29 protein-coding genes are annotated in these 26846 nt (G+C 31.6%); 13 read left to right on the top strand and 16 right to left on the bottom strand.

Going from position 1 to position 26846, the window contains the following annotated elements; translation table 11 throughout:
- Positions 1 to 219: 219 nt before the first annotated feature.
- Positions 220 to 690: a hypothetical protein gene (locus tag QGM60_RS08930; RefSeq protein ID WP_281139904.1), complete on the bottom strand. Its 471-nt coding sequence runs from the start codon at positions 688 to 690 to the stop codon at positions 220 to 222.
- Between the two features lie 163 nt (positions 691 to 853).
- Between QGM60_RS08930 and trxB the strand changes: the two genes are divergently transcribed.
- From trxB to QGM60_RS08910, 4 genes are all read left to right on the top strand, one after another.
- Entirely contained in the window at positions 854 to 1837 is a 984-nt protein-coding gene (trxB, locus tag QGM60_RS08925; RefSeq protein ID WP_281139903.1) for a thioredoxin-disulfide reductase, read from the top strand.
- A 147-nt stretch (positions 1838 to 1984) separates the two neighbouring features.
- Positions 1985 to 2575 carry a YceI family protein gene (locus QGM60_RS08920; RefSeq protein WP_281139902.1) on the top strand — a complete coding sequence of 197 codons (591 nt, stop codon included), beginning with the start codon at positions 1985 to 1987 and terminating at the stop codon, positions 2573 to 2575.
- Between the two features lie 26 nt (positions 2576 to 2601).
- Entirely contained in the window at positions 2602 to 3879 is a 1278-nt protein-coding gene (locus QGM60_RS08915; RefSeq protein ID WP_281139901.1) for a hypothetical protein, read from the top strand.
- 65 nt (positions 3880 to 3944) lie between these two features.
- Positions 3945 to 4538, top strand: a complete 594-nt coding sequence (locus tag QGM60_RS08910; protein WP_281139900.1) for a YceI family protein — start codon at positions 3945 to 3947, stop codon at positions 4536 to 4538.
- 5 nt (positions 4539 to 4543) lie between these two features.
- On the opposite strand, the gene QGM60_RS08905 is transcribed toward QGM60_RS08910, so the two are convergent.
- The 5 genes from QGM60_RS08905 to QGM60_RS08885 form a co-directional block, all read right to left on the bottom strand.
- On the bottom strand, positions 4544 to 5380 hold the full coding sequence (locus tag QGM60_RS08905) for a DUF2807 domain-containing protein (protein ID WP_281139899.1): 837 nt from the start codon (positions 5378 to 5380) through the stop codon (positions 4544 to 4546).
- A gap of 251 nt (positions 5381 to 5631) precedes the next feature.
- Positions 5632 to 6360 carry a head GIN domain-containing protein gene (locus QGM60_RS08900; protein WP_281139898.1) on the bottom strand — a complete coding sequence of 243 codons (729 nt, stop codon included), beginning with the start codon at positions 6358 to 6360 and terminating at the stop codon, positions 5632 to 5634.
- Between the two features lie 87 nt (positions 6361 to 6447).
- Positions 6448 to 8214 carry a PspC domain-containing protein gene (locus QGM60_RS08895; protein WP_281139897.1) on the bottom strand — a complete coding sequence of 589 codons (1767 nt, stop codon included), beginning with the start codon at positions 8212 to 8214 and terminating at the stop codon, positions 6448 to 6450.
- Positions 8211 to 8552 carry a PadR family transcriptional regulator gene (locus tag QGM60_RS08890; protein WP_281139896.1) on the bottom strand — a complete coding sequence of 114 codons (342 nt, stop codon included), beginning with the start codon at positions 8550 to 8552 and terminating at the stop codon, positions 8211 to 8213. The genes QGM60_RS08895 and QGM60_RS08890 overlap by 4 nt, the downstream gene beginning before the upstream one ends.
- A 112-nt stretch (positions 8553 to 8664) precedes the next feature.
- Positions 8665 to 9111, bottom strand: a complete 447-nt coding sequence (locus tag QGM60_RS08885; RefSeq protein WP_281139895.1) for a DUF4870 domain-containing protein — start codon at positions 9109 to 9111, stop codon at positions 8665 to 8667.
- A gap of 146 nt (positions 9112 to 9257) precedes the next feature.
- Here QGM60_RS08885 and QGM60_RS08880 point away from each other — a divergent pair, with 146 nt between their 5' ends.
- The 3 genes from QGM60_RS08880 to QGM60_RS08870 all read left to right on the top strand — a co-directional run bounded on the left by QGM60_RS08880 (position 9258) and on the right by QGM60_RS08870 (position 11076).
- Positions 9258 to 9713 (top strand): DUF4442 domain-containing protein, encoded by a 456-nt coding sequence (locus tag QGM60_RS08880; protein WP_281139894.1) that lies wholly within the window; start codon positions 9258 to 9260, stop codon positions 9711 to 9713.
- Positions 9714 to 9894: 181 nt separating this feature from the next.
- Positions 9895 to 10722, top strand: a complete 828-nt coding sequence (locus tag QGM60_RS08875) for a TIGR00266 family protein (protein WP_281139893.1) — start codon at positions 9895 to 9897, stop codon at positions 10720 to 10722.
- A gap of 156 nt (positions 10723 to 10878) precedes the next feature.
- The gene (locus QGM60_RS08870; RefSeq protein ID WP_229719255.1) at positions 10879 to 11076 is read left to right on the top strand and encodes a hypothetical protein; all 198 of its coding nucleotides are present in this window, start codon (positions 10879 to 10881) and stop codon (positions 11074 to 11076) included.
- A gap of 27 nt (positions 11077 to 11103) precedes the next feature.
- Here the strand turns inward: QGM60_RS08870 and QGM60_RS08865 are convergent, their stop codons facing one another.
- Positions 11104 to 12042: a LysR substrate-binding domain-containing protein gene (locus QGM60_RS08865; protein ID WP_281139892.1), complete on the bottom strand. Its 939-nt coding sequence runs from the start codon at positions 12040 to 12042 to the stop codon at positions 11104 to 11106.
- A 103-nt stretch (positions 12043 to 12145) separates the two neighbouring features.
- On the opposite strand from QGM60_RS08865, the gene QGM60_RS08860 reads away from it, so the two are divergent.
- The gene (locus QGM60_RS08860) at positions 12146 to 12625 is read left to right on the top strand and encodes a Dps family protein (protein WP_281139891.1); all 480 of its coding nucleotides are present in this window, start codon (positions 12146 to 12148) and stop codon (positions 12623 to 12625) included.
- Positions 12626 to 12703: 78 nt separating this feature from the next.
- On the opposite strand, the gene QGM60_RS08855 is transcribed toward QGM60_RS08860, so the two are convergent.
- Positions 12704 to 14041, bottom strand: a complete 1338-nt coding sequence (locus tag QGM60_RS08855) for a hypothetical protein (protein ID WP_281139890.1) — start codon at positions 14039 to 14041, stop codon at positions 12704 to 12706.
- A gap of 131 nt (positions 14042 to 14172) precedes the next feature.
- Between QGM60_RS08855 and QGM60_RS08850 the strand changes: the two genes are divergently transcribed.
- From QGM60_RS08850 to QGM60_RS08840, 3 genes are read left to right on the top strand one after another with little or no spacing between them, the layout of a single operon-like run.
- Positions 14173 to 14685: an RNA polymerase sigma-70 factor gene (locus QGM60_RS08850; protein ID WP_281139889.1), complete on the top strand. Its 513-nt coding sequence runs from the start codon at positions 14173 to 14175 to the stop codon at positions 14683 to 14685.
- 49 nt (positions 14686 to 14734) lie between these two features.
- On the top strand, positions 14735 to 15661 hold the full coding sequence (locus tag QGM60_RS08845; protein ID WP_281139888.1) for a FecR domain-containing protein: 927 nt from the start codon (positions 14735 to 14737) through the stop codon (positions 15659 to 15661).
- Positions 15662 to 15663: 2 nt separating this feature from the next.
- Positions 15664 to 17967, top strand: coding sequence for a FecR domain-containing protein (locus tag QGM60_RS08840; protein ID WP_281139887.1), 2304 nt, complete (start codon positions 15664 to 15666; stop codon positions 17965 to 17967).
- A gap of 55 nt (positions 17968 to 18022) precedes the next feature.
- Here QGM60_RS08840 and QGM60_RS08835 read toward each other — a convergent pair whose 3' ends face one another.
- The 7 genes from QGM60_RS08835 to QGM60_RS08805 all read right to left on the bottom strand — a co-directional run bounded on the left by QGM60_RS08835 (position 18023) and on the right by QGM60_RS08805 (position 24777).
- The gene (locus QGM60_RS08835) at positions 18023 to 18445 is read right to left on the bottom strand and encodes a DUF2141 domain-containing protein (RefSeq protein ID WP_281139886.1); all 423 of its coding nucleotides are present in this window, start codon (positions 18443 to 18445) and stop codon (positions 18023 to 18025) included.
- Positions 18446 to 18600: 155 nt separating this feature from the next.
- Positions 18601 to 19932, bottom strand: a complete 1332-nt coding sequence (locus QGM60_RS08830; RefSeq protein WP_281139885.1) for a DUF58 domain-containing protein — start codon at positions 19930 to 19932, stop codon at positions 18601 to 18603.
- A gap of 22 nt (positions 19933 to 19954) precedes the next feature.
- On the bottom strand, positions 19955 to 20950 hold the full coding sequence (locus tag QGM60_RS08825; protein ID WP_281139884.1) for a MoxR family ATPase: 996 nt from the start codon (positions 20948 to 20950) through the stop codon (positions 19955 to 19957).
- Positions 20932 to 22086: a DUF4350 domain-containing protein gene (locus tag QGM60_RS08820; RefSeq protein ID WP_281139883.1), complete on the bottom strand. Its 1155-nt coding sequence runs from the start codon at positions 22084 to 22086 to the stop codon at positions 20932 to 20934. The genes QGM60_RS08825 and QGM60_RS08820 overlap by 19 nt, the downstream gene beginning before the upstream one ends.
- 65 nt (positions 22087 to 22151) lie before the next feature.
- The gene (locus QGM60_RS08815) at positions 22152 to 22886 is read right to left on the bottom strand and encodes a DUF4129 domain-containing protein (protein ID WP_281139882.1); all 735 of its coding nucleotides are present in this window, start codon (positions 22884 to 22886) and stop codon (positions 22152 to 22154) included.
- On the bottom strand, positions 22887 to 23771 hold the full coding sequence (locus QGM60_RS08810) for a hypothetical protein (protein ID WP_281139881.1): 885 nt from the start codon (positions 23769 to 23771) through the stop codon (positions 22887 to 22889).
- A 31-nt stretch (positions 23772 to 23802) separates the two neighbouring features.
- Complete coding sequence (locus QGM60_RS08805) at positions 23803 to 24777, bottom strand: stage II sporulation protein M (protein WP_281139880.1); 975 nt, start codon at positions 24775 to 24777, stop codon at positions 23803 to 23805.
- A 37-nt stretch (positions 24778 to 24814) separates the two neighbouring features.
- Between QGM60_RS08805 and QGM60_RS08800 the strand changes: the two genes are divergently transcribed.
- Together QGM60_RS08800 and QGM60_RS08795 are read left to right on the top strand one after the other, a co-directional pair.
- Positions 24815 to 25531: an RDD family protein gene (locus tag QGM60_RS08800; protein ID WP_281139879.1), complete on the top strand. Its 717-nt coding sequence runs from the start codon at positions 24815 to 24817 to the stop codon at positions 25529 to 25531.
- A gap of 76 nt (positions 25532 to 25607) precedes the next feature.
- Entirely contained in the window at positions 25608 to 26219 is a 612-nt protein-coding gene (locus QGM60_RS08795; protein WP_281139878.1) for a trimeric intracellular cation channel family protein, read from the top strand.
- Positions 26220 to 26235: 16 nt separating this feature from the next.
- On the opposite strand, the gene QGM60_RS08790 is transcribed toward QGM60_RS08795, so the two are convergent.
- Complete coding sequence (locus QGM60_RS08790) at positions 26236 to 26805, bottom strand: hypothetical protein (RefSeq protein ID WP_281139877.1); 570 nt, start codon at positions 26803 to 26805, stop codon at positions 26236 to 26238.
- Positions 26806 to 26846: the final 41 nt, after the last annotated feature.

Genomic DNA, 26846 nt, shown 5'->3' with positions numbered 1-26846 from the left:
TTCAGAACATAAATCTAAATCAAAAACTTTAAAAATAATAAACTAAAATTCAATTGAGTCAAATTATTTAGTATTCGAGCATACCTTGAAAGTATTATGAAGGTATCTTCGCCTTAGTTTAGTTAGTATATTAGTAAAGTAACTTTTATTAATTTAGTGGTGGGTTGGTTACCCAGTAGATAAAGCGAATTTCTTATGAAATTCGCTTTTTTATATCTATTATTCTACACGTTTATAGTTTTCTGAGTAGATTCTATTACCATCCTCATCGAGTTCTATTTGTTTAAAACGATTAGAGTCTAGCTCTAAATCAAATCTGAATTGTTTCTTTTCGGCTATGACTTCATCCATAATTTCTGAACCAAAATCTAAAACCTCAGTCAGTTGATTGCCATCATAATCGTAAGTGCCATAACCAAACCATTCCGAAGAATCAGCGGCTCTGTGTTTGCACCACATAACCTTGGTGTCTGTATACATTTTTAATTGCCTAAACTCAGGATTAGTTTTAAAAGAGTCAACTACTTTGTTGTCCTTATAGTTGTAAAATCCTATAAGTTCCCAAGTACCTTTGAGATGATTGGTTTGATCGTTACTGATGTCTGCAGTGGGAGTGTCTTTTTTTGGATTGTTGTTGCATGATAAAGTTAGTACCAAAAACAGACATAAAATTAAGTGCTTAGATTTCATGACGTGTTTATTTTGTTATTAGACCATAATAATTTACAAAATATTAAGCAGATTTTTAAACGTATTTACATTAATTATAATACTATAATTACTGTTGATAACTTAAGTGTAAGGATTTATGCAAAAATCCTACTTTTGTTAAGTATAAAAAAACACACAAAATATGTCAGATACAATTGAAAAAGTGAAGTGTTTAATCATTGGTTCTGGACCTGCAGGCTATACTGCGGCAATTTATGCTTCTAGAGCAAATATGAATCCGGTTTTATATCAAGGTGAACAACCAGGCGGACAGTTAACCACTACAAATGATGTTGAAAACTTTCCAGGTTACCCAGAAGGAATAACAGGGCCAGAGATGATGATGCAATTACAAAACCAAGCAGAGCGTTTCGGGACAGATATACGCCATGGATGGGTTACAAAAGTTGATTTTTCAGGTGAATTTCACAAAGTTTGGATTAATGATGAGAAAGAAATTCATGCATCTACTATTATTATTTCAACGGGTGCTTCTGCAAAATATTTAGGTTTACCATCAGAACAAAAATATTTAAAATTAGGTGGAGGTGTTTCTGCTTGTGCTGTTTGTGATGGCTTCTTTTATAGAAACCAAGAAGTAGTGATTGTTGGGGCAGGGGATTCGGCCTGTGAAGAAGCACACTACTTATCTAAACTTTGTAAAAAAGTAACAATGTTGGTAAGACGTGATGAATTCAGAGCTTCTAAAATTATGGCTGAGCGCGTTAAAAAAACAGAAAATATTGAAATTCTTTACAACACAGAAACCGAAGAAGTTTTAGGTGACGGACAGTTAGTTACCGGTGTTAAGGTTTTTAACAACCAAACTAACGAGAAACATGAAATCCCAGCAACTGGTTTCTTTGTGGCTATTGGACACAAACCCAACACAGATATATTTAAAGGACAGATTGATTTAGACGAAACAGGTTATATTATCAATGCTGTGCCAGGCACAAGTAAAACCAATGTAGAGGGGGTGTTTGTAAGCGGAGATGCTGCAGACCATGTTTACAGGCAAGCAATTACCGCCGCAGGTACAGGATGTATGGCTGCTTTGGATGCAGAACGCTATTTAGCTGCTAAAGATGCTGATTTTGAGGTAGCAACTTCTACCTACAATTAAGGGTAAAAATCATTATATAATAGAAAAGCCGAAGTTTAGACTTCGGCTTTTTTTTGCTTTTAGTTTAAATTTTCTGTGGTATGACTTTTATCATAAAATTTCTTCAATATTATTAGAATCTTTGTCAAACATTAAAAAACCAAAACTATGAGCAATACAATTAAATCAACAGTATTTTACATTACTACACTATTTGTAAGTCTGCTATATTTTCAAGTAGCAACAGCACAAACTTATGTGCTAAACAATACTTCCTCAGAGTTAGAGGTGCATGGCACATCTTCTTTACATGATTGGGAGTTAATAACCGAAGAGCAGTCAGGAAAAGCGGTTGTTGAGAACTCAGGTGATTTTGCAATCACATCTCTTAGCTTTTCTGTAAAAGCAGAAAGTCTAAAAAGTGGAAAGTCCGGTATGGATAAAAACACCTACAAGGCACTTAACACAGGAAAGTATAAGACTATAGATTTTAACCTTACATCTGTAAGTAGCATTGAGAAAATCTCTGAAAATTCATTTAAAGCTACAGTTAAAGGAGACTTAACCATCTCAGGATCTAAAAAGTCTATTTCACTTACATTAAATATAAAATTAGAAGGAGCTAAGTTATTAGTAGAAGGAGAAAAACCTCTGAAAATGACAGATTTTGGAATTGAACCACCAAAAGCACTATTAGGCACAATAAAAACAGGTGATGCTATAAAAATAATTTTTAAATCCGTTTACAACAAAAAATAATAACAATTAACTAAAAAGAATATACAATGAAATCAGTTTTAAAATTTGCAAGTTTTATTCTTGTACTAACATTTACAAGTACTCTATTTGCACAACAAAAAAGTAAAAGAGATCTGGATAACTTTAGGCAACCAGATAAAAGAGGTATAAATGTTTTTGAAGCACCAAAAGATACAGTTTCAACTTTTGAAGATGTTAAGGTAAGAATAGGTGGGTCGTTTGCGCTTCAATATCAAGCTTTAGACAATGATAATTCAGGCGCTGTTCCATTAGCGGAAGTAGGTAGTAACTTTAACTTAGCTACAGCCAATTTAGACTTAGATGTTGCACTTTATGATGGTGTTAATATGCACTTAAGAACTTATTTATCTTCTAGACACCACAATGAACCTTATGTAAAAGGTGGATATTTCCAAATTAATAAATTAGAGTTTATTAGTGAAGGATTTTTAGAAGACCTTATGAAGCATGTGACTATTAAAATAGGACATATGGAAAATAACTATGGTGATGCACACTTTAGAAGAAGTGATAACGCTCAAGCTATTTACAACCCGTTTGTTGGAAATTTAATCATGGATTCTTTTACAACTGAAGTAGGAGCAGAGGTGTACTACAGAACAGATAATGGCTTTTTTGGAATGCTAGGGTTTACCAATGGTAAACTAAACCAAAGCACAAAAGTTTCTAATGGTACAAGTGGTGGTGCAGCTTTCTTAGCTAAATTAGGTTATGATAAGCAAATCACTGAAGACTTTAGATTTAGATTAACAGGGTCTTTGTATAATACTGGTTATGCACCAAATGTATATTTATATTCAGCAGATAGAGCAGGTGCTAGATACTATGATGTAATGCAAGACGCTACAGCAACAAGTGATGACTTTAGAGCGTCTCGTTACAATCCTAATTTTACTAATCAAATTACAGCCGTAATGATTAACCCATTTGTAAAGTATGGCGGATTAGAATTTTTTGGAACAGTTGAGATGACCTCTGGTAGAGCTTTAAGCGAAGCAGATAGGAGAAATGCAGACCAATACGCTGGTGAATTATTGTACAGATTCGGTAAATCTGAAAACTTATTTGTAGGTGGACGTTATAATACTGTAAGCGCAGAGATAATGGGAGGAGATGATATTAATATCAATAGATTCCAGTTAGGTGGTGGTTGGTTTATGACTAAAAATGTACTTATGAAAGTTGAATATGTAAATCAACAGTATAAAGATTTCCCAGTTGGAACACTTCTAGAAGAAGGAGAATTCAACGGATTCATGGCAGAAGCTGTTATTAGTTTCTAAAAACAATTAACTTTAGGCCTTTAGCGTTATATATGCTAAAGGCCTTATTTTTAATTCCAAAGATGATGAGAACAATTTCAATAGTCGTTTTATTTTTTTTAAGCTCAATATTTAGTTTGTTTATTGATGGTAAAGAGGAAGTTAATGAAGCAACTATATATTTTTCTTCTGATAGTTGTTTGAAAATCAATGGAAAAACTAATGTAAATACATTTGACTGTGGTTTTAATATGGAATCCTTTTCAGATGAAATAAAGGTTAGCTATAAAGCGTATAATAGTTCTATTAAGTTTAGTGACGCTACGTTAAAGCTTCCGAATGTAGAATTTAATTGCGGTGGTAAAGCCATCAACAAAGACTTTAATAAACTACTTAATACAGAAAAACATCCTGAAATTATTTTGAGATTAAAAGAGATTTCAGAAATTGATGATAATGATAATTCTGTAACAGCAACTGTAGAAATTGTAATTTGCAAAATTTCAAAAACCTACACCGTTCCTATTTCTGTAACTGGCAAAGATGGTTTGTTTGTAAGCGGAATACTTCCTATAAATATTAATGATTATAGCTTAGAAGCACCTACAAAAATGTTAGGAATGGTTAAAGTTTCCCCTCAAATAGAAATAGATTTTTCTCTTAAAATCTTAAAATCTTAAAACGCTTATTTTTCTTTCTTTTGAAGCTTTGAAGTGCCTTCAAATTGTTTTATTGTAATAACAGAATTACCATATAGATAAGTTTCGCTATCACCAGAAGAAGTTAATGTAATAGTCTTATTTGCAGCAATTGTTAAATCACTATTGTCTTCTAAACTAGCATCAACATTATTAACCTCATAATTACTACCATTGAAATTAGAAGAATTAATTAATCTAATAACGGTACTGTTTGCAGAGCCTTCAATTGATATATCGGCACGTTGATAAAGATCAAAATTTGACGTTTTAGTATTTACCAAAGCATCAAGTTTACTGTTGTCGCTAAGTTCCATTTTAGTTGAGTCTGCAGTAAGGTTCAATCTAGTTTTAGATTTACCTAAGCTTTTATAATCAAATGTTTTTGCTCTAATATTTAAATAAGCTCTAGAGTTATCTGCAGTTATTAAAGAGACATCAGTTAGTTCCATAGAAGTAAGAGATCTTATTTCTCCATCACCTTTAACCTCTATGTTTTTTAGAGCGTCACCATAATTAACTTTTATGTTAAGTCTCTTTTTAGACGTAATTCTAACTGATTCAGTGAATTTTAGTACTCCATCATTAACATCAAACTGTATAACTTCATGTAGGTTGTCATCAGCTTCTACTTCAACAGAAGGTTTACTGTTATAAACCACTTCTAAAGAAAAATCACCATCAACAACAATTGTATGAAAATCGTCAATGTAGGTTTGTTTAATAGTTACGTTTCTGTCGCCTTTTATTTTATCGTCAGTTTGCGCTTGTATTAATGGCATTCCAACACCAATAAAAGCCAGAATGAGTAATATTTTTTTCATATTCCAAAGTTTATTGTCTTTGTAAAAACAAATAATGTGCCTAATTAAATGTTTAGAGTTATTTAGACTCAAGTAAATGCTTTGTTTATCGCTATTTGAAAAACATAAATATTTTCCAAATTAAAGACATTAAACAAATATATACAAAAACCATCCCAAAGTCTATATAGAATTTGAAATGGCTTGATTTTGATTGGCTTTAAAAATGATAGCTATATTACAACTATCGTTTTTTGATTGATTGATTGATGCTATTGCTGTTTCACACTTCCTGAACTACTATCGGAAGCATTAACTTTTTCTGGGTTTCCAGAATACTTTATATCTCCGCCACTTGTAGCTTTAGCAGTTAGTTCTTTTTTAGTGTTTACAGAAATATCTGCTCCGCTAGTAGCTTTTACATTTGATGTGTTGGCAATGAGATCTGTAGCTCTGATGTCACTACCACTGGTCGCTTCAGCTTTTAAAATATCAGTAGTACCACTAACAATTAGATCGCTACCGCTTGTGGCGTCGCAAGTTAAATTTTTGGTTTTTACTTCAATTTTCATATCGGCACCACTTGTAGTATTAAGCTCTAAATTTTCTGCAACTATAGTGTTGGTAGAATATACATCGCTACCGCTTGTAGCTTTTATACTAGAAACATTGGCAATACTGAGGTTTATTCTTCTTGAAGAAGCACTTCTAATATTTTCTGCAGTATGAATTCTTAAAATACCGTTTTCAACTTCGGTTAAAATAATATCTTGAAGATTTTCATCTGCTTCAACATTCACAGAAACTTCATTAGCTTGTGTAATATATACATCTAGCCCTTCGCTAACTTTTATTTGGTCAAAATCCGAAGAAATAGATCTTTCGGTAGTAACTACGTTGCCATTGCCATCAACTCCAGGTCCGATCTTCATGGAAAAGTTACAAGAAAATAGTGTTAAAGCTAAAATGTTTGTGACGATAATTTTGATTAGAGTATTCATAATGATTGTTTTTTTGATTGATAAATTCTGTTACAAATATGATTTGATTGTAATTGGTTTAAAACTTATAAATGATGAATTGTAGAATTAGTTGTCTGAATTGTCATTAACTTCTATATCTACACCATTTTCATTAACCTGAACGGTTATGTCGTGTTTTTGTTCTTTTTCATTCTCATCATCATCATCATCTTCTTCTTCGTTGTCATCGTCTTTATCATCATCTTCGCAATCTAAACACAATATATCATCACTAAGTATTTTGTAATAATGACCCTTTTTGATTTTAGATAAAATTCTTCCGTAGTAACCATTTAGATTTTTATCCGTTATTAAAGTTGAGCCCTCAGGTAAATCAATCATGACCAAAACATTTTGTTCACTGAATTTATTTGTGATATCTGTAGTGAGATAACGGTTCAGTTTTAAAGTTTTATTCGAAAAAGAATAGCTGTAATTAATATCATTAGCACGTTTCTTAGCTACCTCATAACTGCTTCCTGAAGCTTCTTTTTCAATGATTATTGACGCAACGGAATCTTTAGTTGATCTTACAAGAAATCTTACACTTGTATAAATTAAACTTTTGCCACTTTCATCTTCAATGATTCTAAAATTGCCATCGCTGTAGTAATAACTATTAAGGTCATCCGTAAAAACTGTCGTAAGGTTTAATGTGTCTTTTGCAGTAATATTTAACTCGTTTTTCACATTGATTTTGGTGTCAATAGCATGTTCAGATGCTTGTTTTGCTACCACTATAATGATACCTATTAGAGCCATTAGCCACAATCCAAGTAAAGTGAATTTTGCCACATTACCAATGGATTTTAAATTGTTTACTAAAATTTTAAGACCAAGGTAAAACACAAAGAAAAACGGAATACCAAAAGCGAAAAATAAAAGTAAAGACATTAACCAAATTGGTATATTGGCCGCATTTGCAACATTGAGTAAATCCATACCTGGAAAATGAATAGCATCTGTAATACCTACCGTAAAGAAAGCTACGATTAAACTAATCAATGCACTGATACCTGTAATGATGAGTATAACTCCAATAAACTTGGCAATGACTTTTAGGAAAAACATTAGAATGTTACCTATAGTATCAAAAAAAGTTTGAGAACTAGACTTTAGTTTACTGCCTTGTTTTTGAAAATCAACACTTCTTACAGTTTCAGAAATATTGTCTGAAACACTATCGAAAGTTTCTTTAATATGATCACCATGCTTTTTTAAATCAACTTTTTTTACGGTTTCTGAAACCGAATCAATGCTGTCTTTAATTTTTTTTTCAATGTTACTGATGTTCACAGGATCACCAGTCATGGTCAGCTTTTCTGCTGTAGTCTTAGCTTCTGGTACTAAAGCCCAAAAGATAAGATAGATAACAATAAATGTTCCGCCAGAACCTATAGCAAATAGTAGCCAAATTAACCTGATCCATATAGAATCTATACCAAAATAATGTCCTAAACCTGCAGCCACACCACCTATATAAGAGTTGTCAGTATCTCTATAAAGCTTTTTGTTAGGTTTAGAACTTTGTCTGTGTTTTGGTTGAGGTTCGTCTTCAAAAATTTCGTCATCGACTAAATAGTCTTCTGGCTGTCCCATTATTTCAATAACTTCATCAACTAATTTGATGCCAACAACCTGTTTTTCGTTCTGTATACGTTCAGAGAAAAGCTCAGCAATACGAGCTTCTATATCTGAAATAATTTCTGAGCGACCTTGAGAGTCAGTAAATGAACGTTTTATAGCCTCAAGATAGCGTGATAACTTAAGATATGCATCTTCGTCTATATGGAAGAATATACCTGCTAAATTTATATTGACTGTTTTATTCATTTTTTAGTTGATTTTGTTTGGGTTACTAGGTTAACTGCATTTTGTAATTCACTCCAAGTGGTGTTTAATTCGTTTAGAAACAACTTTCCTGTTTCCGTAAGGCCGTAATATTTTCTTGGCGGTCCAGATGTGGATTCTTCCCAACGATAGTTGAGCAATCCTGCATTTTTTAATCTTGTTAATAGTGGATATATAGTTCCTTCTACAACAAGCATTTTTGCGTCTTTTAGTGTTGAGAGAATTTCTGCAACATAAGCATCCTCATCTTTAAGGATGGATAAGATGCAGTATTCTAAAACACCTTTTCGCATTTGTGCTTTTGTGTTTTCTATCTTCATAGGATGAGGTTCTTAAATTTGATTAAACTGTTCATTTTTTGATTGATTGATTGATTGATTGATTGATTGATTGATTTTTACACCTATTATTTTTAGGTGTATTGATGAAATTTTATTTTAAAAAGTTAATGGTCAAAGGATAATTATAAACACTACCATCTCTAGCGGCTAAACTGGCTCTAACTATTAATGCCAATTCAATTATAAAAGCAATAACAGCTAACACACCTAAACCACCACCAATGTATAATAGAGGTGAAGGTTCACCCATGTTAATATGAAATTCATGAAAACCGTGAAAATCTATAACATCTAGTTCTCTAAATAATTTAAAGATGAAATATGGTACACTAATCGTTCCGATAATTATAGCGTAAAGCAATACACTAATCTGAAAATTAATAGCTTGTTTACCGTGTTTATCTACAAATTCAGATTTATCCTTGTTGGCAGCCCACAACACTATAGGACCAATAAAGTTTCCAAATGGAATAATAAATCTCGAAAACGTTGAAAGATGTATAAACGTTGCTAGGTTTTTATGGTGATTATCTATCATTTTAAAAAGTATATAATAGTTTCTTATACAAATATATGTCTAAAAGAAGGTATTATGTTACGCATAGTACTTAAAATTAACATTTTTTTAACATTGGTTTAGGTTGTATTTTTGAGTTATTTTAGTGGAAAATCTAAATACAATCTATGGCTATTTCACCATCAAAGCTCAATACTTTCTTACTATTTAAATTACCCGCAGCATACTTTACAGGTGTAAGAACGAAGTCTTTAGACGATACCACCTGTGTAGTTTCTGTAAAGCATCGTTGGATTAATCAAAACCCGTTTAATTCTATGTTTTGGGCAGTACAGGGTATGGCAGCAGAACTAACCACGGGTGCTTTAGTAATGACTAAGATTAGACAAAGCGGAAAGAAAATATCGATGTTAGTTGCTAATAATAATGCGACGTTTACTAAAAAAGCAACAGGAAGAATTATATTTAAATGTAACGAAGGTTCTAAAATAGATGAGGCCATTACCCAAGCTATTGAAACAGGTGAAGGACAAACTGTTTGGCTTAGTGCCAATGGTGTAAATGCAGAAGGAGTAGAGGTGTCTTCTTTTAATTTTGAATGGACTTTGAAAGTGAAAAGTTAGAAGTTTAAAGTAAAAAGGAAATGTTATTTAGAGCTGTCAGACTTAGCTTACCTGTACTGAGCGTAGCCGAAGAGTTGAAGTCAAAGCATGTTAATCTCATTAATTAAAAGAATAACATGTTGTAACAAATGTCTCTTTTACTCAACATATAAACAAATCAACTTAAAACGAAAAACAGATTATGGAAAGATTACCAGATTTTAGTGAGAGAAATGCTCACGAAATAGATTACCGTATTTACGGTGAAGAAATGCAATATGTAGAAATAGAACTCGATCCTCAAGAAGCCGTAATTGCTGAATCAGGAAGTTTTATGATGATGGATGATGGTATTAAAATGGATACTATTTTTGGTGATGGTTCAGAAAAGGATAAAGGATTTCTTGGTAAAATCTTAGGAGCAGGAAAACGTATTCTTACAGGAGAAAGCCTTTTTATGACGGCTTTTTATAATGATCTTACAGGAAAGCGAAATGTATCTTTTGCATCTCCGTACCCAGGAAAAATTATACCAATAGACTTAACGGAATTTAGAGGAAAGTTTATCTGTCAGAAAGATGCTTTTCTTTGTGCAGCTAAAGGTGTAAGTGTTGGTATAGAATTCTCTAAGAAATTAGGTAGAGGTATTTTTGGTGGTGAAGGTTTTATTATGCAAAAGTTAGAAGGTGATGGTATGGCATTTGTACATGCAGGAGGAACCATGGCAGAAAAAACTTTACAACCAGGTGAAACGTTACGTGTAGATACAGGTTGTATTGTTGGTTTTACCCAAGATGTAGATTATGATATCGAATTTGTAGGAGGTATTAAAAACTCAATTTTTGGAGGTGAAGGTCTGTTTTTTGCTAAGTTAAGAGGTCCAGGAAAAGTTTATATACAATCCTTACCTTTTAGTAGATTAGCCAACAGAATTATTGCTTCGGCGCCTAAAGCTGGTGGAAAAGATAGAGGTGAAGGTAGTATTTTAGGTGGTTTGGGCGATTTGTTAGATGGTGATAATAGATTCTAAAGTCAATGTGTTTTTTCTGATTTTTAACATAATAGGCTGTTAAACTTTTTAAGTTTTAAATTTGGGTTTCAATTTTTTTTCTAACTTAGAGACTGAATTGAAAATAACAGCTTATAGAAAAAATCTACTTACTAATTTAAAAACTTGAACAAACCTATGGCGAGAGCAATGTATGAGTACACTAAAACTGTACTTAGCAAAGTTAGTTTTGATGCCACATTATTTTGCAAGGAAGTGCAAAAAGCAGTCAGAAGATTACTACCGCACGAACTTGAGGAATTAAGGATTTTCATTCAGTCCCTAATCAATCAAAACCCAGAATTAAATCAATGTCTAATTTATTTAAAAGCATAAAAAAAAGCGACTCACGAGTCGCTTTTTTTATTTAGCCAAAGGACTAATGATTTCTACATTACTAAAGGCAATAGCACCACGAATAACACCAGAGATTACATTGTGCAAAGCATCAATGATCTGCATTTTTAGCTCGCTTTTATGGTAGATTAAGCTTACTTCTCTAGCAGGTGAAGGTTCTTTAAAATGTTTTAGGTTAGCACTAAACCCTTCATTGATATCTAGGGTATGTAAATAAGGCAGTAAGGTCATTCCCATACCTTCATTAGATAGTTTTATTAAGGTTTCTATACTACCACTTTCAAGTTGAAAATGATCTTCTTCATGTGCTTTGTAAGTTTTACAAAGGTTAATAACTCCTTCTCTAAAACAGTGACCATCTTCTAGTAGTAACATGTCTTCAATATCCAAATCTGAAACTTCCAAAGTTTTTAGCTCTCTCAACCTATGGTTATTTGGTACATAAGCAACAAAAGGTTCATAATATAAAGGACGTTCTTTAATATTATCACTTTCTAGAGGAGTTGCAGCAATGGCAGCATCTAAATGACCGTCGTTAATACGTGTCATGATTTCCTCAGTAGTTAACTCTTCAATTTTCAGTTTTATTTTTGGATATTTTTTAATGAAATTATTCAAAAACATAGGTAAAAGTGTAGGCATTATTGTTGGTATAATACCTAGTTTAAATTCACCACCAATAAATCCTTTTTGTTGATCGACTATATCCTGAATACGATCTGCTTCATTTACTATATTTCTGGCCTGATAAACAATTTTTCTACCGACCTCAGTCAGTTCTATTGGCTTTTTTCCTCTATCAAAAATCACAACGTCTAATTCGTCTTCAAGTTTCTGAATCTGAGTACTTAATGTTGGTTGGGTTACAAAGCATTTTTCAGCAGCTTTGGTGAAGTTTTTGTGCTCAGCAATAGCTAATGCGTATTTAAGTTGAGTAATTGTCATGCTTATTCATTTAGGCTATAAAATTATGCAAAGTATTTATAAAAACTATCATGATAAGGGGTCAAAATATCGTAAATTTATATAACGAAAAATTATATCAAAAATGACACTAAATAGTATTGGTTTAGACACCAAAAAAACACAGGATTTAGCTAATGAATTGAATCAGCTTTTAGCAAATTTTCAATTGTATTATCAAAACTTAAGAGGTATTCACTGGAACATTAAAGGACGTATGTTTTTTGATTTGCATGCAAAATTTGAAGAACTCTATACAGACGCCAATTTAAAGGTTGATGAAATTGCAGAACGTATATTGACATTAGGAGCAACACCATTGCATACTTTTGAAGATTATACAAAAGCTGCGAAAGTTCCAGTAGGAAAGAATGTTTCTAAAGACGAAAAAGCAGTAGAGCTTATTGTGGATTCACTTTCAGAATTATTAAAAATTGAAAGAAGCATTCTTAATGCCTCTGATGAAGCTAATGATGAAGGTACTAACTCAATGATGAGTGATTTTATTACCGAACAAGAAAAAACTGTTTGGATGATGAAAGCTTGGTTGGGCGAAACCGTTTAAAATTTTATACATTTTTAGATTAATAAAAAAAGCCTTCATACAAACCTGAAGGCTTTTTACATTACTAACTTAAATTAATTAATCGCATGAACGACTAAGTATCATTGAATCTCCGTTACTTATAGATTGCAAAGTAATAGAGCAAGGTAGGTCACAATCCGTAATCATCCAATCTCCACTTGCTATCTGTAAGTTTGGACCAGAAAAACTTAAAAACAACATGTTTCCGTTAACAGGATTTTCACTAGCAGACCAATTACCATTAAAAGTTGTTCCACTATCTGTCCATTGCAGACTTCCGCTTGCATCAAAAGAAATTTCAAGACTGCTATAATCAGTAGAACCATTATAATCTGTCACAGCCCAACCACTATTGTTTATAAGAGCATCTGAAATGGCACTTGGCAGACAAAGGTCGTTACCAGAATTACAAGCTACAAAATCAGCTTCTGTATAACCGTCACATAATGCATAACAAGCATTGTCGTAAGCATAAGTAATAGTATTTCCTGTAGTATCTACAATTTCTACACAAACAGGATCTATTGGTTGATCTGCACATTCATCACAAGGGTTTTCAACAGTGTAACAATCTTCTAAAACAGCTTCAATATCTCCATGAGAATTTATGGTAACAACAGTTCCATCTTCTAAAGTAATATCAAAAGGATAAGCAAAATTGAAAGCATACATTCCGTATGTTGTATTGTAAAAATCTTCTTCTGAATTGATGACGATTGTGTTATTATTGTCTCCATAGATAGAAACAGGATAGTTTAAAGAAAAACAATCATATTGACTGGTGTAATCAGTTTCACAACTATCAATAAAATTAGTTTGAGTGAATCCATCACATTCAGCATAGCAAGCATTAGGATAGGTTATGGTAAATATAGTTCCGGCTGGATCAGTTATTTCAACACAAACAGGATCATAAACTGTAGAACACTCGCAAGAATTTGTGTTGTCTAGATCCAAGTTTGTAATTAAGTTCGAGAAATCCGTTTCATTTGTTATCGTAATGACTTCAATACTGTTTGTAGTAGTATTGTATGTTTCTATATCAAAAGAAAATTCAATACTATTTATATAAAGATTTTCGCTTGAGTTTAGTAATACATATACCAAATCGTCTAAACTTTCTACAACTACAGTAGCATCATTATTATATGAAAGGTCTAAAGGATAAACGAAGTTAAATCCAAAATCGAAAACAATATTTCCTGCAGGATTACTTTCTCTATTAAAGTTGCCATTGGCATCAAACCTTTGCTGTAAGACATCTAAAGCAGTAACAAGCGATGCACTTTCTTCTGTGTTTTGAGGATCTTCAATAACAGACTCATTATTAGTACAGGAAGAAAACATAATCAATGCTGTAACCATACTAAAAATTGTAAGTTTTAAATTTTTCATTTGTGTTTGTTTTTTTGTGTTGTACAATTTTTTTTGAGGTTAATCAATACTAATACAACTACATAACTTAATACCCTACTTTTTTATCAAATTATTTTTTTTATAGTTTTAGCACATGAATTAAATACTATATGCCTAAAGATAATCGTAACGTTTGTAAGCCTAAAACCTTTGAACATATATATAATACATATGTCAAAGACATTAGACGTTTCTTGTTTTTTAAAACTCAAGATGTTGATATAGCTGAGGATCTTTTGCAAGATACCTTTGTAAAACTTTGGGATAACTGTAGTAGAGTAAACTATGACACAGTAAAAAGTTACATCTATAAAATTGCTAATAATTCATTTTTGAATCTTAAAAAGCATGAAAAGGTAGTAGATAAATACCAAAAAGACTATAAGCCAGTAAATTCTAATGAGTCACCCGAATTTATAATGTTGGAAAAAGAGTTTTTAGAAAAACTAGAAGCAACTATTGCGTCATTACCAGATAGGCAAAGAGAGGTGTTTATAATGAGTAGGATAGAGAAGAAGAAGTATAAAGAAATAGCAGAAGAGTTACGCATTTCCGTTAAAGCTGTTGAAAAACGCATGCATCAAGCTTTATTGACTATGAGAAGCGAAATAGGAAATATTTAAAAATGAAGTAGGGTTTTTATTCAGTTAACTGTATTAAAGGTAGAAGCTAATGGAAAATAAAGATATAAATAGCATTGAAGATACATTTTTAGCCAAATGGCTAGAAGGGAAATTGTCCGATTCTGAGTTAAAACAAAGAGTTGGTGAAGAAGCATATTTGTCTTATTTAAAGCTCCGAAAAGGTATAGAAGTATCAGAAAAATTAAATGCTTCAACAGACGCAACATTTAGAAAAATACAGTCGAGAATAGAACATAAAAGGACTTCTAAAGTTCGTAAGCTAAAAACCAAGATGAGCCTTATTGGTGTGGCAGCTACTATCTTAATATGTTTTGGATTGTTCACCGTACTTAAGGATAGCCATACCATCGTAGAAACTGGTTTTGGTGAAACAAAAACAGTAACTTTAATAGATGGTTCTGAAGTTGTGCTTAACTCGAAGTCGAAACTTACCTATGATAAAAATTCTTGGGATGAAGAAAGACTCATAAACCTAGAAGGTGAAGCATATTTTAAAGTTGCAAAAGGAAAAACTTTTACAGTCGAAACAGACAATGGATTTGTTACTGTGTTAGGAACACAATTCAACGTTATTTCTATGAATAATCTTTTTGATGTTGTTTGTTATGAAGGTAAAGTTGGAGTAAAAACATCAGACTCTCAACATGTTTTAATGCCTTCTCTTAGTATTAGAAAAATAGACACAAAGCCTACGCAAACGTTGTCTACACAATTATCTTCACCAACTTGGATTTCTGGTGAAAGTACTTATAAAAGTTTACCAGTAAGATTTGTCATTAAAGCCTTAGAAAATCAGTATAATATTAAAATTGATGCTGAGTCTATTGACGATTCTGTCTTGTTTACCGGAAGTTTTCCAAACAATGATCTTAAGGTGGCTTTGCAAACAGTTTTTGACCCACTAGACATAAAATTTGATGAAAAAGAAAACCGTAACATTAAACTGAGATATTAAAGATGAGGTTAATCTATGTCTTTGTTTTAATGTTACAACCTATATTGGCCTTTTCGCAAGAAGAGGCCTTTTATCTTGAATTTAAGGACGAAAGTTTAGTCAAAGTTTTTTCTGAGATAGAAAACACATACGATGTTCTATTTTCTTATAAAGATATTGATGTAGATAAAAAACAAATATCCATTGTTGGTAAGAAAAGAACTTTAAAAGAAATTTTAGAACTAATAAAACAAAAGACTAATCTAAATTTTAATGTGCTGAGCAATCGCTATGTTGTGGTTTTAAAAAGTTCAGAAGAAATTATGACTTCGGTCAGGGAATTGGATATGGTAGTCATTAAAAGCTATCTTACCAGTGGTATAGAAAAAAATAAAGATGGTTCATTTAAATTAGTACCATCAGAGTTGGGAATTTTACCAGGACTTACAGAACCTGATGTGCTAGAAAGTATTCAACTATTACCAGGTGTTTTAAGTCCAAACGAAACAGCTTCAGGATTTTTTGTAAGAGGTGGTTCATCAGATCAAAATCGACTGATTTGGGATGGCATCAATATTTACCATAAAGGGCATTTATTCGGAATGATTTCACCATTAGATCCTAATGTGGCATCAAAAATCAATTTTATAAACAAAGGTTCTCATTCCAGATATGGAGAGCGTTTATCTTCAGTCATAGAAATATTTTCAAATGAAAGTATAGATAATACTCTTAATGTTGAATTAGGAGCAAACGGTACCAATGTAGATGCGTTATTAGAATTGCCAATACTTAAAGATAAGTTGAGTTTGCAAGCATCAGTTAGGAGAAGTTATATGGAACTTTTTGAAACTCCAACGTATAACCAACTAGCTGAAAAAGTATTTGAAAGCACTAAAATCAGTGAGGGTGACAGTGGTGAAAACGACTTTTCTTTCATGGATTATACATTGCGATTAAACTATAAACCCAATAGGTCTAATTCATTTTATGTGAGTTTAATAAATATCGATAATCAGTTAGACTACAATTCAGAAGAAACAACTTCCAATAGAATGTTTAATGATAATTTGGTGATTACCAATTCAGGCTATAGTGCAGGTTGGGATATAAAATGGAACGATAAATTGTCTCAAAAAAGTCAAGCCTTTTTTTCGGATTATAGTCTTAATTATAACTTCATTACAAAAGAAAATAATGAGCAGGTTTCGGATTTCGAAAAGCGAAATACAATTTACGATTCAGGTATTTCTACAGAGCTAAATTATCGAAAATCGGATGTGCTGATCTATAATTTTGGTTACCAATATAACTTGAAAGATGTCGCTTATGCATTTATTAATACTGCCGATTTAAGTTTTGTTTTAGATACAGAAGAACGTATCATACAAACACATAGTTTGTATGGAAATGTAGATTATAAAAGTAAAACCAGTTTCAATTTCTCACTTGGATTAAGAGGTTCATATTATAAAGAAATTGATGCTGTAAGATTAGAACCTCGATTGATAATTCATAAAGATATAAGTGATTATTTAAAGCTTCAGGCCACTACAGAAATTAAAAATCAGATTATAAATGAAGTTGATGAAACAGTTTTTAGTGATTTATCTCTAGAAAATAAAGTCTGGCGATTAATTGATGGAAATGATTTTCCAATACTTAATAGTCATCATACGTCATTAGGTTTTATTTATACGAAAGGAAGTTTTAGTGTAGATACAGATGTTTATTACAAGACATTAAAAAATGTTTCTGCGTTATCCTTAGGGTTTTTGAATCCTGAAAACAGTGAGTTTAATGTAGGAAATCAGAATGTATTGGGTTTAGATGTATTTCTAAAAAAACGATTTAATGGTTTTAATACTTGGGTGAGCTACTCTTTTAATAGAGCGAGAAGTAAATTTAAAAATTTGAATGAAAACAAATCCTTCAATTCAAAATCTAATGTTACACATGCTATATCTACAGCAGTTAGTTATAAGAAAGACGGATTTCAGGCATCACTAGGTTGGAAATGGCAAACAGGAAGACCTTATACTATCGCAGAAGAAAGCGATGATGGTTTAGATTTTAATAACGGAATTAATACAGGTAAGCTTCCTGTATATCATAGGTTAGACTTGTCATCTACATATAGTTTTAATTTTTCGAAAAAGAGCAATTTAAAAGGGAAAGTAGGTGTTTCACTTCGCAATATTTACAATAGACATAATTTAATTACAAAAGAATACAGAGGTAATAACAGCTTAAGTGATTCAGTAGAACTTATAGAGTGTTATTCAATAGGTATTACGCCAAACATTATGTTTAGATTGTACTGGTAAATAAAAAAGCAGCTTTTAAAAGCTGCCTTTTTCGTTTTTTGATTGATTATGTTATTTAGAATCTGATGTTAAGGTCTATATCTTCATTTTCAACCTTAAATTTTGCATCATCATATTGAGGTGGACCAAAAGACATTACATTATTGGACATTCCGTAATCTTCTTTTGGCATGCCGTTGGTTTCGTAGTCCATATTCTTGTTGTTGTTTTCATCATGAAGCGCTAAAATGGCATATTCGCCAGGTTTTACATTGTCAAAAGTGATGACAACTTTATTGTTTTCAATTTTAGATTCACCACTCATTACTCCTTTTCCTTTCATAAAAGTTTCCGAAGTATGAAGTGATAATAGAACAGTACCTTCATTATTTTTCACGTTATCTATAGTTACTGTAATTGTAATACCTTTTTCAGAATCTTGAGCAAACGAAAATAGCGTTGTAAAAACTAGAGCGATGGTAAATAGTAAATTTTTCATAATTGTTGTGTTTTATCGGTTAATGACAGTTCAAATATCCGAAGGAACTTCAACTAAAAATAAAAGAAACTACCGAGTTGTAGTTTTGGTAGGATGAATTGTTTTTTTAAGTAGGAAGTAAAAAGTGACAAGTGTATTTAGTAGTTTACTAACAACTATATTAATCCTCTAGCTTTTATCTCTAGATACTTGTTTATAGTATTTATAGTGAGGTTTTCTGGCTTTGTTAGAATAGATTGAATACCATGTTTTTGGAGTTCTTTAACCATCAATTTCTTTTCAAAAGAAAATTTTTCAGCTATGGTTTTGTGATAAATATCTTGTAACTCGGTAGAGTTTTGATTTATAAGCGTTTCTAGCTCTGTGTTTTCAAAAAAGATAACAACAAGCATATGTTTCTTTGATATCGCTTGTAGATAAGGCATTTGTCTTTTGAGAGCACTTAGGTGTTCAAAATTAGTATATAGTAATAATAAGCTTCTATGTGTTACTTTTCGTTTTAACTGAGCATACAATAAGCCAAAATCGCTATCAGTGAATTTTGTTTCAATATTGTATAGAACTTCTAAAATTTTATTTAAATAAGTTAGTTTACTGACTGCAGGTAAAAAGTTTTCGATTTTTTTAGAAAACGATAGCATACCAACTTTATCTTGTTTTTTTAGTGCTATATTACTGAACGCAAGTGCTGAGTTTATTGCATAATCTAAGAGTTTTAATTCATTAAAGGGCATTTTCATTACCCTTCCAGTATCTATAATGGAATATATAGGTTGAGATTTTTCATCTTGAAATTGATTTACCATCAGCTGAGCTCGTTTAGCGGTGGCTTTCCAATTTACTGTTCTAAAATCATCACCAGAGACATATTCTTTTATCTGCTCAAATTCGGATGTATGTCCAATACGTCTTATCTTTTTTAGGCCAAATTCATTTAATGAATTACTAATAGCTAGGAAATCATATTTCTGCATTTGAATGATAGAAGGATAAACCATCACCATTTGCTCGTTTTGAAATTGGTATCTTCTTTTGACTATTTTTAAAACAGAAGATACAAATATGTTGAGGTGACCAAAAAAGTATTCACCACGGTCAACCGGTCTTACCAAATATTCAAAGTTATGATTCTCATTAGATTCTAAAGAGGTCTCATATAAAAAGTCTCTTTTTTGGAATTGAATAGGCAACTCATCAATAACCTTTAGAAAAACTTTAAAGCTATATAGGTTAGAAATAGTTATGGGCACAATATTGTTATCACTATTACTAAATTTATCGGGTAGAATTCTTCTAGCAGTTATTGCGCTCTTAGGTTTGTATAATATAATTAGGTCAAATGTAAGTAGAACAATTATTAGGGTTACCAAAATCCAACCTAATGAGTACAAAAAGTGAATCCAATATGACATAAGAAAACACACCGAGATAATAGCCAAATAAATATATAGCTGTTTATGGATGTATAAAGACTTAAAAAATTTCATATAGGAACTTTTGATTTCTCTATTATCTAGGTACTTCAACAGATTGTACAATCATCTCAATTACATTTTCTGTGGTCATGCCTTCCATCTCTCTTTCAGGCGTTAATATAATTCTGTGATTTAATACGGGTTTTAAAGCTTTCTTAATGTCTTCTGGTGTAACAAAATCTCTACCACTTATAGCAGCAAAAGCTTTTGAAGTATTTAAAATAGCAATAGATGCTCTTGGCGAGCCACCTAAGTATAAATGAGGATGATTACGGGTTTTAGATACAATTTCCGCAATATATTTTATGATTTTTTCCTCTACCACTACGGCTTGAGTTTTAGATTTATAGTCCTCTAAAGAAGTTGTATCTAAAATGGCATTAATAAGGCTTTGTGGCTTTTCACCTTTACGATTATGGTGAGATGCTATAATTTTAATTTCTTCTTCTAATGAAGGGTAATCTACTTTAATTTTGAATATAAATCGATCTAATTGAGCTTCGGGAAGCGCATAGGTTCCTTCTTGTTCAATTGGATTTTGAGTTGCCAGAACCATAAACGGATTATCGAACTTATAAGTTTTTCCATCAATTGTTGCTTGGCGCTCTTCCATAGTTTCAAATAAAGCGGCTTGAGTTTTTGCAGGTGCTCTGTTAATCTCATCTATTAAAACAATATTTGAAAAAATGGGACCTTCCTGAAATTCAAATTCTGAAGTTTTCATATTTAAGACAGAAGTTCCTAAAACATCACTAGGCATTAAGTCTGGTGTAAATTGTATACGGCTAAAATCTGTTTTCAATACTTTAGCAAATAATTTTGCAGTCACTGTTTTTGCTATTCCAGGAACGCCTTCAATAAGTACATGTCCATCTGCAAGTAGAGCAACTATAAGTAGCTCCACAAAACTGTCTTGACCAATAATGACTTTTTGCAGTTCAGATTTGATATTATCTATAGCATTTTTGAGTTCCTCTAATGGAATTCTACTATCAAAATTTAATTCTTCGTTTATGCCTTCGTTTTCCATTGGTTATTGGATTTAAATTGTTCTATTAATGTATTTAACCGCTCTAGTTGAGTTTGGTTAATATTAGTAGAATTGTTTATGTTCTTAATTAATTCAAAAAGACTTCTTGTTTCTTCAATGCTATTATTGCTTCTTGCTGCAAGATTTTTAATAAAAGTGTCATTTATTTCAGCTGTACTCAAATGCATGTTATCTCTAATATATTCTAGGAAATACTGAATTTTATGCTGAGCTATATCCAAATGTTTTCCTTTTTCATAATACATGTTAGAGATAGTTCTAGTGAAATCTAATGTTTGGTTTCTGTGTGGCCTTACAATAGGTATGGCACGTTGTTTTCGTTTTCCTTCAAAAATTATATAGATTAAAACACCTATTAATACAATGTAGTAAGCCCATTTTAGAGATTTTGTATTCAAAAATAAATACATAGGTGAGGTGTAAATCTTTTTACCACTTTTATAATGTGCGTCAATATAAATAGGCTTATCTAAATCTATATATGAAAGCAATGCTGCAGTATAGTCTTGGTTTGGAGATTGAAGAATGAAATAATTAGTGAATGATTGAGGAAAAGTACTTAGGATAATGTTGCCTTTGCCAAAAGGTTGACTAACGACATTTATAAGCGAATCGTTAATTTTTGTATTTTCCTCATCGTACTTATCTATAAAGCCTAAAACTTTTGTATTTAAAGTATCTATTTTGTTGAAATGATAGAATGTAGTAGGACGATCAAACTTATAAGTTATACCATTATTCAAATTAGGGTTAGCTAATTGTACTTGGTATGTATCTGTAAAATGATCAAAATTACTGATTGATCTAGTTTTTAGGTTTAGTGTATCTAACAGTTTTTGCTCAAAAACCATAGAAGAAACAACTAGTGTATTTCCTTTTGATGTCCATTCTAGAAGACGTTCTAATTCTGGTTTTCCAAATTGTACTTCTCCATTGTAAAAAAGGTATGTGCCACTAATATCATTATCATTTAGGTATTCAAATGGTGGGCGTTCTGCTCTAACAAGTTCATTAGATAATCTTTCTAATTGTTCATTGAAAACAAAAGAACCAAAAGGTATTTTGTGATGCGTAGCAAATGACGGAAACCAATTTATTTCTTTCGGTTTTGTCATTTCCAGCACAACTAAAGTCAAAATAGAGAAGACTAATAACCCTATGTATATTTTTCCTTTTTTGCTCAAGAGTTTAAAATAGATTGATTAAGGTTTTCAAAAGGCTTACGTAAGCTTTCAAATTTTAGGTCATTAACACTAAATTCTCCATACCAAACATAATCGTAGATTTTGGTAATGTTTTGGAAACTTATTTTTATTTCATTGATTTCAATTTCATTGATATAGTCGGTATTGGTTTTTTGAGGTTGCCAATTAATGCTTTTATTATCAATGAGATATTTTAGGCTTAGAAGATAATAATAGCGTATTGCTAATCGGTAGTTTTTTTGTTCTATAGCACTCTTGATCAATTCAGGAATATCTTCGTTTTTTATAATCTGTTCTTCTTCAGTGAAATTTACTTTTCCTTTTGATTTAGAATTAGTAAGAACATTTTTAGAGTTAACCTTTACAAAGAATCTTATGAGTAAGAATATCAAAAAGGCAAGTAATAAATAGGGTAGCACACGAAAAACAAAATACAAAAAACCAGACGCGGTCCCAACACCAAAAATAGCTTCCCAGAACTCTCTTAAAAGATTGTTGAGCCATCTGTAAATTTTATCTAAAAAATTTTCGTCTGCTTCTTTCTCAACATAATTAAAAGCTTCATTTTCTTTATAGGTTTTTAGGTCATCCTCAGAAATAGATTGTTTTTTTATTTCAGTATCATCATATTTTACAGGTCTATTTTCAACCTGAGAAAAACACAATTGAGAAATAAAAAGAAAACCAATAAAGAATTTTAAAGCTTGCATTTATTCTTCTGTATTGCCTATTTGGTTAATACGGTCATATGTACCTGTGAAATTGCGCTTTTCATTTAAGTGAAAGTACATAAAAGCACTTGCAACCACGAGGATAAGGTTTAATAAAAACTGAAATAAAGTGCTCAATATATTTAAGATAATATAAATGGGATCTACGAAGCTGTTCATATTCACAGGGTCAAATTCACCAGAAAAAACACCCATTTTTATATACGTATAGATAATAGCAGGTACAGCGAATATTAAGCTTAATATGTATAAAATTATTCCAAAAATTATAATGGCACCAAAAATTGTCCAGAAGTCTTCCTTTACTAAACTAAAGCTTTGCCCAAAAGAATCCATTACATCACTTCTTGAATTAAATACATATATGCAAAGTACAATTGTCATAGGCACCATTGCATATAGAACAGGAAAAACACACATCACCAATGATATGACAATGATTAAGCCTTTTAAAAAACTAACTCCAAGAAACCCCCAAAATGTATTGTAAGTGTTTCGTTTTACTTCCGCCAAGCTTACTTCACCTTTATTCTCTATGTACGATTTAATATAGTGGAGTACCGCAGAGCCTGCAAAAACATAGGCTAAAACAGCAGTTATTAAATAAAACATAGCAGAGATGATTATTAAAAAAGGATTTTTAAAACCAGTAGGGTTAGGTGATGTAACATCAAAATTAAATACATCTCCTGCGGTGTAAGTGTAAAAGGCCATTGCTATTATAAATGCGACAAATGAAGGGCCTGCCACAGTAAAAACTATTTTGATAAATGATTTAAATTCATTTCGAACAAAAGTAAATGTGTCTGATAGCAAAGAACTGAACTCACGCTGTTTTCTAAATTCTATATATTTTTCTGTCATATATTTATGTGTGTGTTTTATTTTTTGATGACTAACTGTAGCTGTCTTTCTCTAAATTTATTCTGTTTAATTTAATAGGATAATATACATAGTAGAATATTATAAGCCCTAAAGAAGAAGAAATTATTAAAATAGCCAACCAATCAGGCATTTCGGTATGTCTGGTTACAAACCCTTCTAAAAACCCAGCTATTATAAAAAAAGGAATGGTACTTATTAGTATTTTTAAGCCATTTATAACACCTCTTTTAAAAGATTCTAATCTTGGTAATGTTCCAGTAAACAATAAGCCATTACCCATAACTAAACCGGCACAACCAGCAATAACTATTACAGATATTTCAATTGTTCCATGAATCCATATAGTTCTTGCAGACTCCCATAAAAGTCCTTGATCATAAAAAAAGTATTGAAAACTACCTAGCATTATACCGTTTTGCATCATTATGTAGAGTGTGCCTACACCAAACATAATTCCATAAGCAAAAGCCATTAAAGCAACTTTTATATTGTTTATAGTGATTCCCAAAAACATATTAAATTCACCTTGTTGTTTGTACACGGCCATAGGGTCTCCTTTTTCAATATTGTTGAGTGTCATGTTAACATAACCATCTCCTAAAAAAGAACGAACAAAATCCCCTTCATTAGCTGCTGAAAAAGCACCAACAATAGTAAAAAGGGTAAATACCAAAAAGGCAACAAGTAATTCCCTATGATGTTGGTAAAACATGGTTGGGAATTCCGTTTTAAAAAAAGAAATCAGTCTGTTCTTGGGCTCTTTTTTTGTTTTGTAAATATTTTGATGAGCTTTTGAAGCAAGTTGATTAAGATATCGCTCGGTGTTGCTGCCCTTGTAAAATGTTTTAGCGTAGCTAAGATGGTCTGTTACTTCAATATAAAGATCAGAAAGCTCACTTGGACTTATCTGGGTTTTATTTGTAAGAACACTTTCAAATTCTAACCATTTATCTTTATTTTGCTTTACAAAAGCTGCTTCTCGCATGCATTAACTTATTTAAGGCTTTCAAAGAAAAGAAAATATGAATGAATATCAAATAGAAACTGCTCAAAATGTAGGCATTCAGCAAAATGTGGCAAGTATTGTAGATCGCATGTTGGGCTACCTTATAGATAGTCTTATTATTTTGTTTTATGTAATTTGTTCGATATTATTATTAGTAGCTCTTGATTTGGATTTTGGGGATATGTGGGCTGTTTATCTTATAGTTTCTCTACCAGCTTTTTTATACTACGTTTTACTCGAAACTATTTTTGATGGAAAAACAGTAGGGAAATTTGCAATGGGTACTCGTGTTGTAAAATTAGATGGTTCTAAGCCAGGCTTTGCAAATTATTTTATACGATGGCTTCTAAGAATTATTGATGTGTCAATTACAAGTGGAGCGGGTGCAGCGATTACGATTTTAATAAAGGGAAATGGACAACGCATAGGAGATATTGCTGCTGGTACTACAGTAATTAGTGAGCGAGAGCGTATTTCCATACAAGATACTCTTCTACGAGAAATTCCTAATGATTATGTTCCAACTTATAGTCAGGTAATGGTGCTTAATGATAAGGACATGCAATTAATAAAGAATCTATATGATGAAGCTGTAAAAAATGGAAACCATAATATTATATTGAATTTACATAATCGACTTATTAAAGTTATGGATATTGAGCCTAAAGAAAAACCTGTCGATTTTGTTTCAAAAGTTATTAAAGACTACAACTACTACACGCAAAGTATGTAAACAAGATCTCAAAGTAGTTCGGGATTTCAGAGTATAAAAACTCTTTTAGGAAGTTTAAGTAGAAATAGCCAATAAAATGTTTTTTCAAACACTAGATATTTTAGGAACCATAGCATTTGCCATTTCTGGTGTGCTAGTCGCTATGCATAAACGTATGGATGCCTTTGGTGTGTTGATTATTGCTTTTGTAACAGCTGTAGGCGGCGGAACATTGCGTGATGTTTTAATCGGTATAGCTCCAGTTTCTTGGATGCGAAATATGACTTTTGTTTATGTTATTCTTGGTTCTGCAATTTTTGCTGTAGTATTTAGAAATCAACTGAAGCATCTTAGGAAATCCCTCTTTTTGTTTGATACTCTAGGTATAGGTTTATACACGGTTGTAGGTATAGAAACCGCTTTAGTAGCAGGTTTACATCCTATAATTTGTATTGCGTTGGGTACTATGACAGCTTGTTTTGGAGGTGTAATCCGTGATATTTTGTGTAATGAAATCCCTGTGATTTTTAGAAAGGAAATTTACGCTACAGCTTGTATTCTTGGTGGAGCTACTTATTTTTTGTTAAGGGTATTTCTTAAAGACGAAAACTACCTTTTTATCATTGCCGGACTTGTGGTAATTGTCGTGAGGTTAGTTGCTGTACGTTTTAAGGTTAGTTTGCCGAGTATTTATAGAGAAGAAAAGTAGTAGTGACTGCTGTATTTTATTTATCTATTAACGCCACAGCTTTAGAATAACTTTCAAGTAATTGCTCTTCTTTAATAATAACATCGGTCATTGAGATAGATAAAAATATCGCTATTTTTCTAAAAGCTTCTTTGTTCTCGTCAAAATCCATCGTTATAAGACCAGACATTAGCAAGTTGGCAAAATCTTCATAAGCCCTTTGCTTAGTATAGATGTCATTGATAGCTTGAACATTCTTTAGTTTCATTTTATTGAATAAACCTGTTTGAATTCCGGTTTGATAAGCGCTATTAGAAAATGTAAGTGTGTTTACACCTTTGAAAAAGGTAGGCTTAAAATTTACTAAATCTTTTTTGTTTAGATAATAGCCTGTACTGTCTTTAATCATACGATGGTAGTCTATAACTTGGCTGACCTTTGTTTGGTTGTCATGTATTTCGGCTTTTATATTCTCAACAAGTGATTTTAGTTTTTCACTTTCCTTACTATTAGCAGACCAATTTGAAATTATATACCCAAGAAATACACCGATTGTCACTGAAATTATCTGAATGAATAAGTCCGAAGTTTTATTTTTCATTTTCATTGAACTATTATTTAGGATGAATAAATATAATGCATTTATTC

This window comes from Winogradskyella sp. SYSU M77433, from assembly GCF_029911945.1.
Taxonomy (GTDB): Bacteria; Bacteroidota; Bacteroidia; order Flavobacteriales; family Flavobacteriaceae; genus Winogradskyella.
Note: the sequence above shows the minus strand (reverse complement) of the source record. Positions and strands in the feature narration are given on the sequence as shown.

Excerpts from the sequence above, each read along its gene's own strand:
- QGM60_RS08930 (WP_281139904.1), bottom strand. The coding sequence starts at position 690 with ATGAAATCTAAGCACTTAATTTTATGTCTGTTTTTGGTACTAACTTTA.
- trxB (WP_281139903.1), top strand. The coding sequence starts at position 854 with ATGTCAGATACAATTGAAAAAGTGAAGTGTTTAATCATTGGTTCTGGA.
- QGM60_RS08920 (WP_281139902.1), top strand. The coding sequence starts at position 1,985 with ATGAGCAATACAATTAAATCAACAGTATTTTACATTACTACACTATTT.
- QGM60_RS08915 (WP_281139901.1), top strand. The coding sequence starts at position 2,602 with ATGAAATCAGTTTTAAAATTTGCAAGTTTTATTCTTGTACTAACATTT.
- QGM60_RS08910 (WP_281139900.1), top strand. The coding sequence starts at position 3,945 with ATGAGAACAATTTCAATAGTCGTTTTATTTTTTTTAAGCTCAATATTT.
- QGM60_RS08905 (WP_281139899.1), bottom strand. The coding sequence starts at position 5,380 with ATGAAAAAAATATTACTCATTCTGGCTTTTATTGGTGTTGGAATGCCA.
- QGM60_RS08900 (WP_281139898.1), bottom strand. The coding sequence starts at position 6,360 with ATGAATACTCTAATCAAAATTATCGTCACAAACATTTTAGCTTTAACA.
- QGM60_RS08895 (WP_281139897.1), bottom strand. The coding sequence starts at position 8,214 with ATGAATAAAACAGTCAATATAAATTTAGCAGGTATATTCTTCCATATA.
- QGM60_RS08890 (WP_281139896.1), bottom strand. The coding sequence starts at position 8,552 with ATGAAGATAGAAAACACAAAAGCACAAATGCGAAAAGGTGTTTTAGAA.
- QGM60_RS08885 (WP_281139895.1), bottom strand. The coding sequence starts at position 9,111 with ATGATAGATAATCACCATAAAAACCTAGCAACGTTTATACATCTTTCA.
- QGM60_RS08880 (WP_281139894.1), top strand. The coding sequence starts at position 9,258 with ATGGCTATTTCACCATCAAAGCTCAATACTTTCTTACTATTTAAATTA.
- QGM60_RS08875 (WP_281139893.1), top strand. The coding sequence starts at position 9,895 with ATGGAAAGATTACCAGATTTTAGTGAGAGAAATGCTCACGAAATAGAT.
- QGM60_RS08870 (WP_229719255.1), top strand. The coding sequence starts at position 10,879 with ATGGCGAGAGCAATGTATGAGTACACTAAAACTGTACTTAGCAAAGTT.
- QGM60_RS08865 (WP_281139892.1), bottom strand. The coding sequence starts at position 12,042 with ATGACAATTACTCAACTTAAATACGCATTAGCTATTGCTGAGCACAAA.
- QGM60_RS08860 (WP_281139891.1), top strand. The coding sequence starts at position 12,146 with ATGACACTAAATAGTATTGGTTTAGACACCAAAAAAACACAGGATTTA.
- QGM60_RS08855 (WP_281139890.1), bottom strand. The coding sequence starts at position 14,041 with ATGAAAAATTTAAAACTTACAATTTTTAGTATGGTTACAGCATTGATT.
- QGM60_RS08850 (WP_281139889.1), top strand. The coding sequence starts at position 14,173 with ATGCCTAAAGATAATCGTAACGTTTGTAAGCCTAAAACCTTTGAACAT.
- QGM60_RS08845 (WP_281139888.1), top strand. The coding sequence starts at position 14,735 with ATGGAAAATAAAGATATAAATAGCATTGAAGATACATTTTTAGCCAAA.
- QGM60_RS08840 (WP_281139887.1), top strand. The coding sequence starts at position 15,664 with ATGAGGTTAATCTATGTCTTTGTTTTAATGTTACAACCTATATTGGCC.
- QGM60_RS08835 (WP_281139886.1), bottom strand. The coding sequence starts at position 18,445 with ATGAAAAATTTACTATTTACCATCGCTCTAGTTTTTACAACGCTATTT.
- QGM60_RS08830 (WP_281139885.1), bottom strand. The coding sequence starts at position 19,932 with ATGAAATTTTTTAAGTCTTTATACATCCATAAACAGCTATATATTTAT.
- QGM60_RS08825 (WP_281139884.1), bottom strand. The coding sequence starts at position 20,950 with ATGGAAAACGAAGGCATAAACGAAGAATTAAATTTTGATAGTAGAATT.
- QGM60_RS08820 (WP_281139883.1), bottom strand. The coding sequence starts at position 22,086 with ATGACAAAACCGAAAGAAATAAATTGGTTTCCGTCATTTGCTACGCAT.
- QGM60_RS08815 (WP_281139882.1), bottom strand. The coding sequence starts at position 22,886 with ATGCAAGCTTTAAAATTCTTTATTGGTTTTCTTTTTATTTCTCAATTG.
- QGM60_RS08810 (WP_281139881.1), bottom strand. The coding sequence starts at position 23,771 with ATGACAGAAAAATATATAGAATTTAGAAAACAGCGTGAGTTCAGTTCT.
- QGM60_RS08805 (WP_281139880.1), bottom strand. The coding sequence starts at position 24,777 with ATGCGAGAAGCAGCTTTTGTAAAGCAAAATAAAGATAAATGGTTAGAA.
- QGM60_RS08800 (WP_281139879.1), top strand. The coding sequence starts at position 24,815 with ATGAATGAATATCAAATAGAAACTGCTCAAAATGTAGGCATTCAGCAA.
- QGM60_RS08795 (WP_281139878.1), top strand. The coding sequence starts at position 25,608 with ATGTTTTTTCAAACACTAGATATTTTAGGAACCATAGCATTTGCCATT.
- QGM60_RS08790 (WP_281139877.1), bottom strand. The coding sequence starts at position 26,805 with ATGAAAATGAAAAATAAAACTTCGGACTTATTCATTCAGATAATTTCA.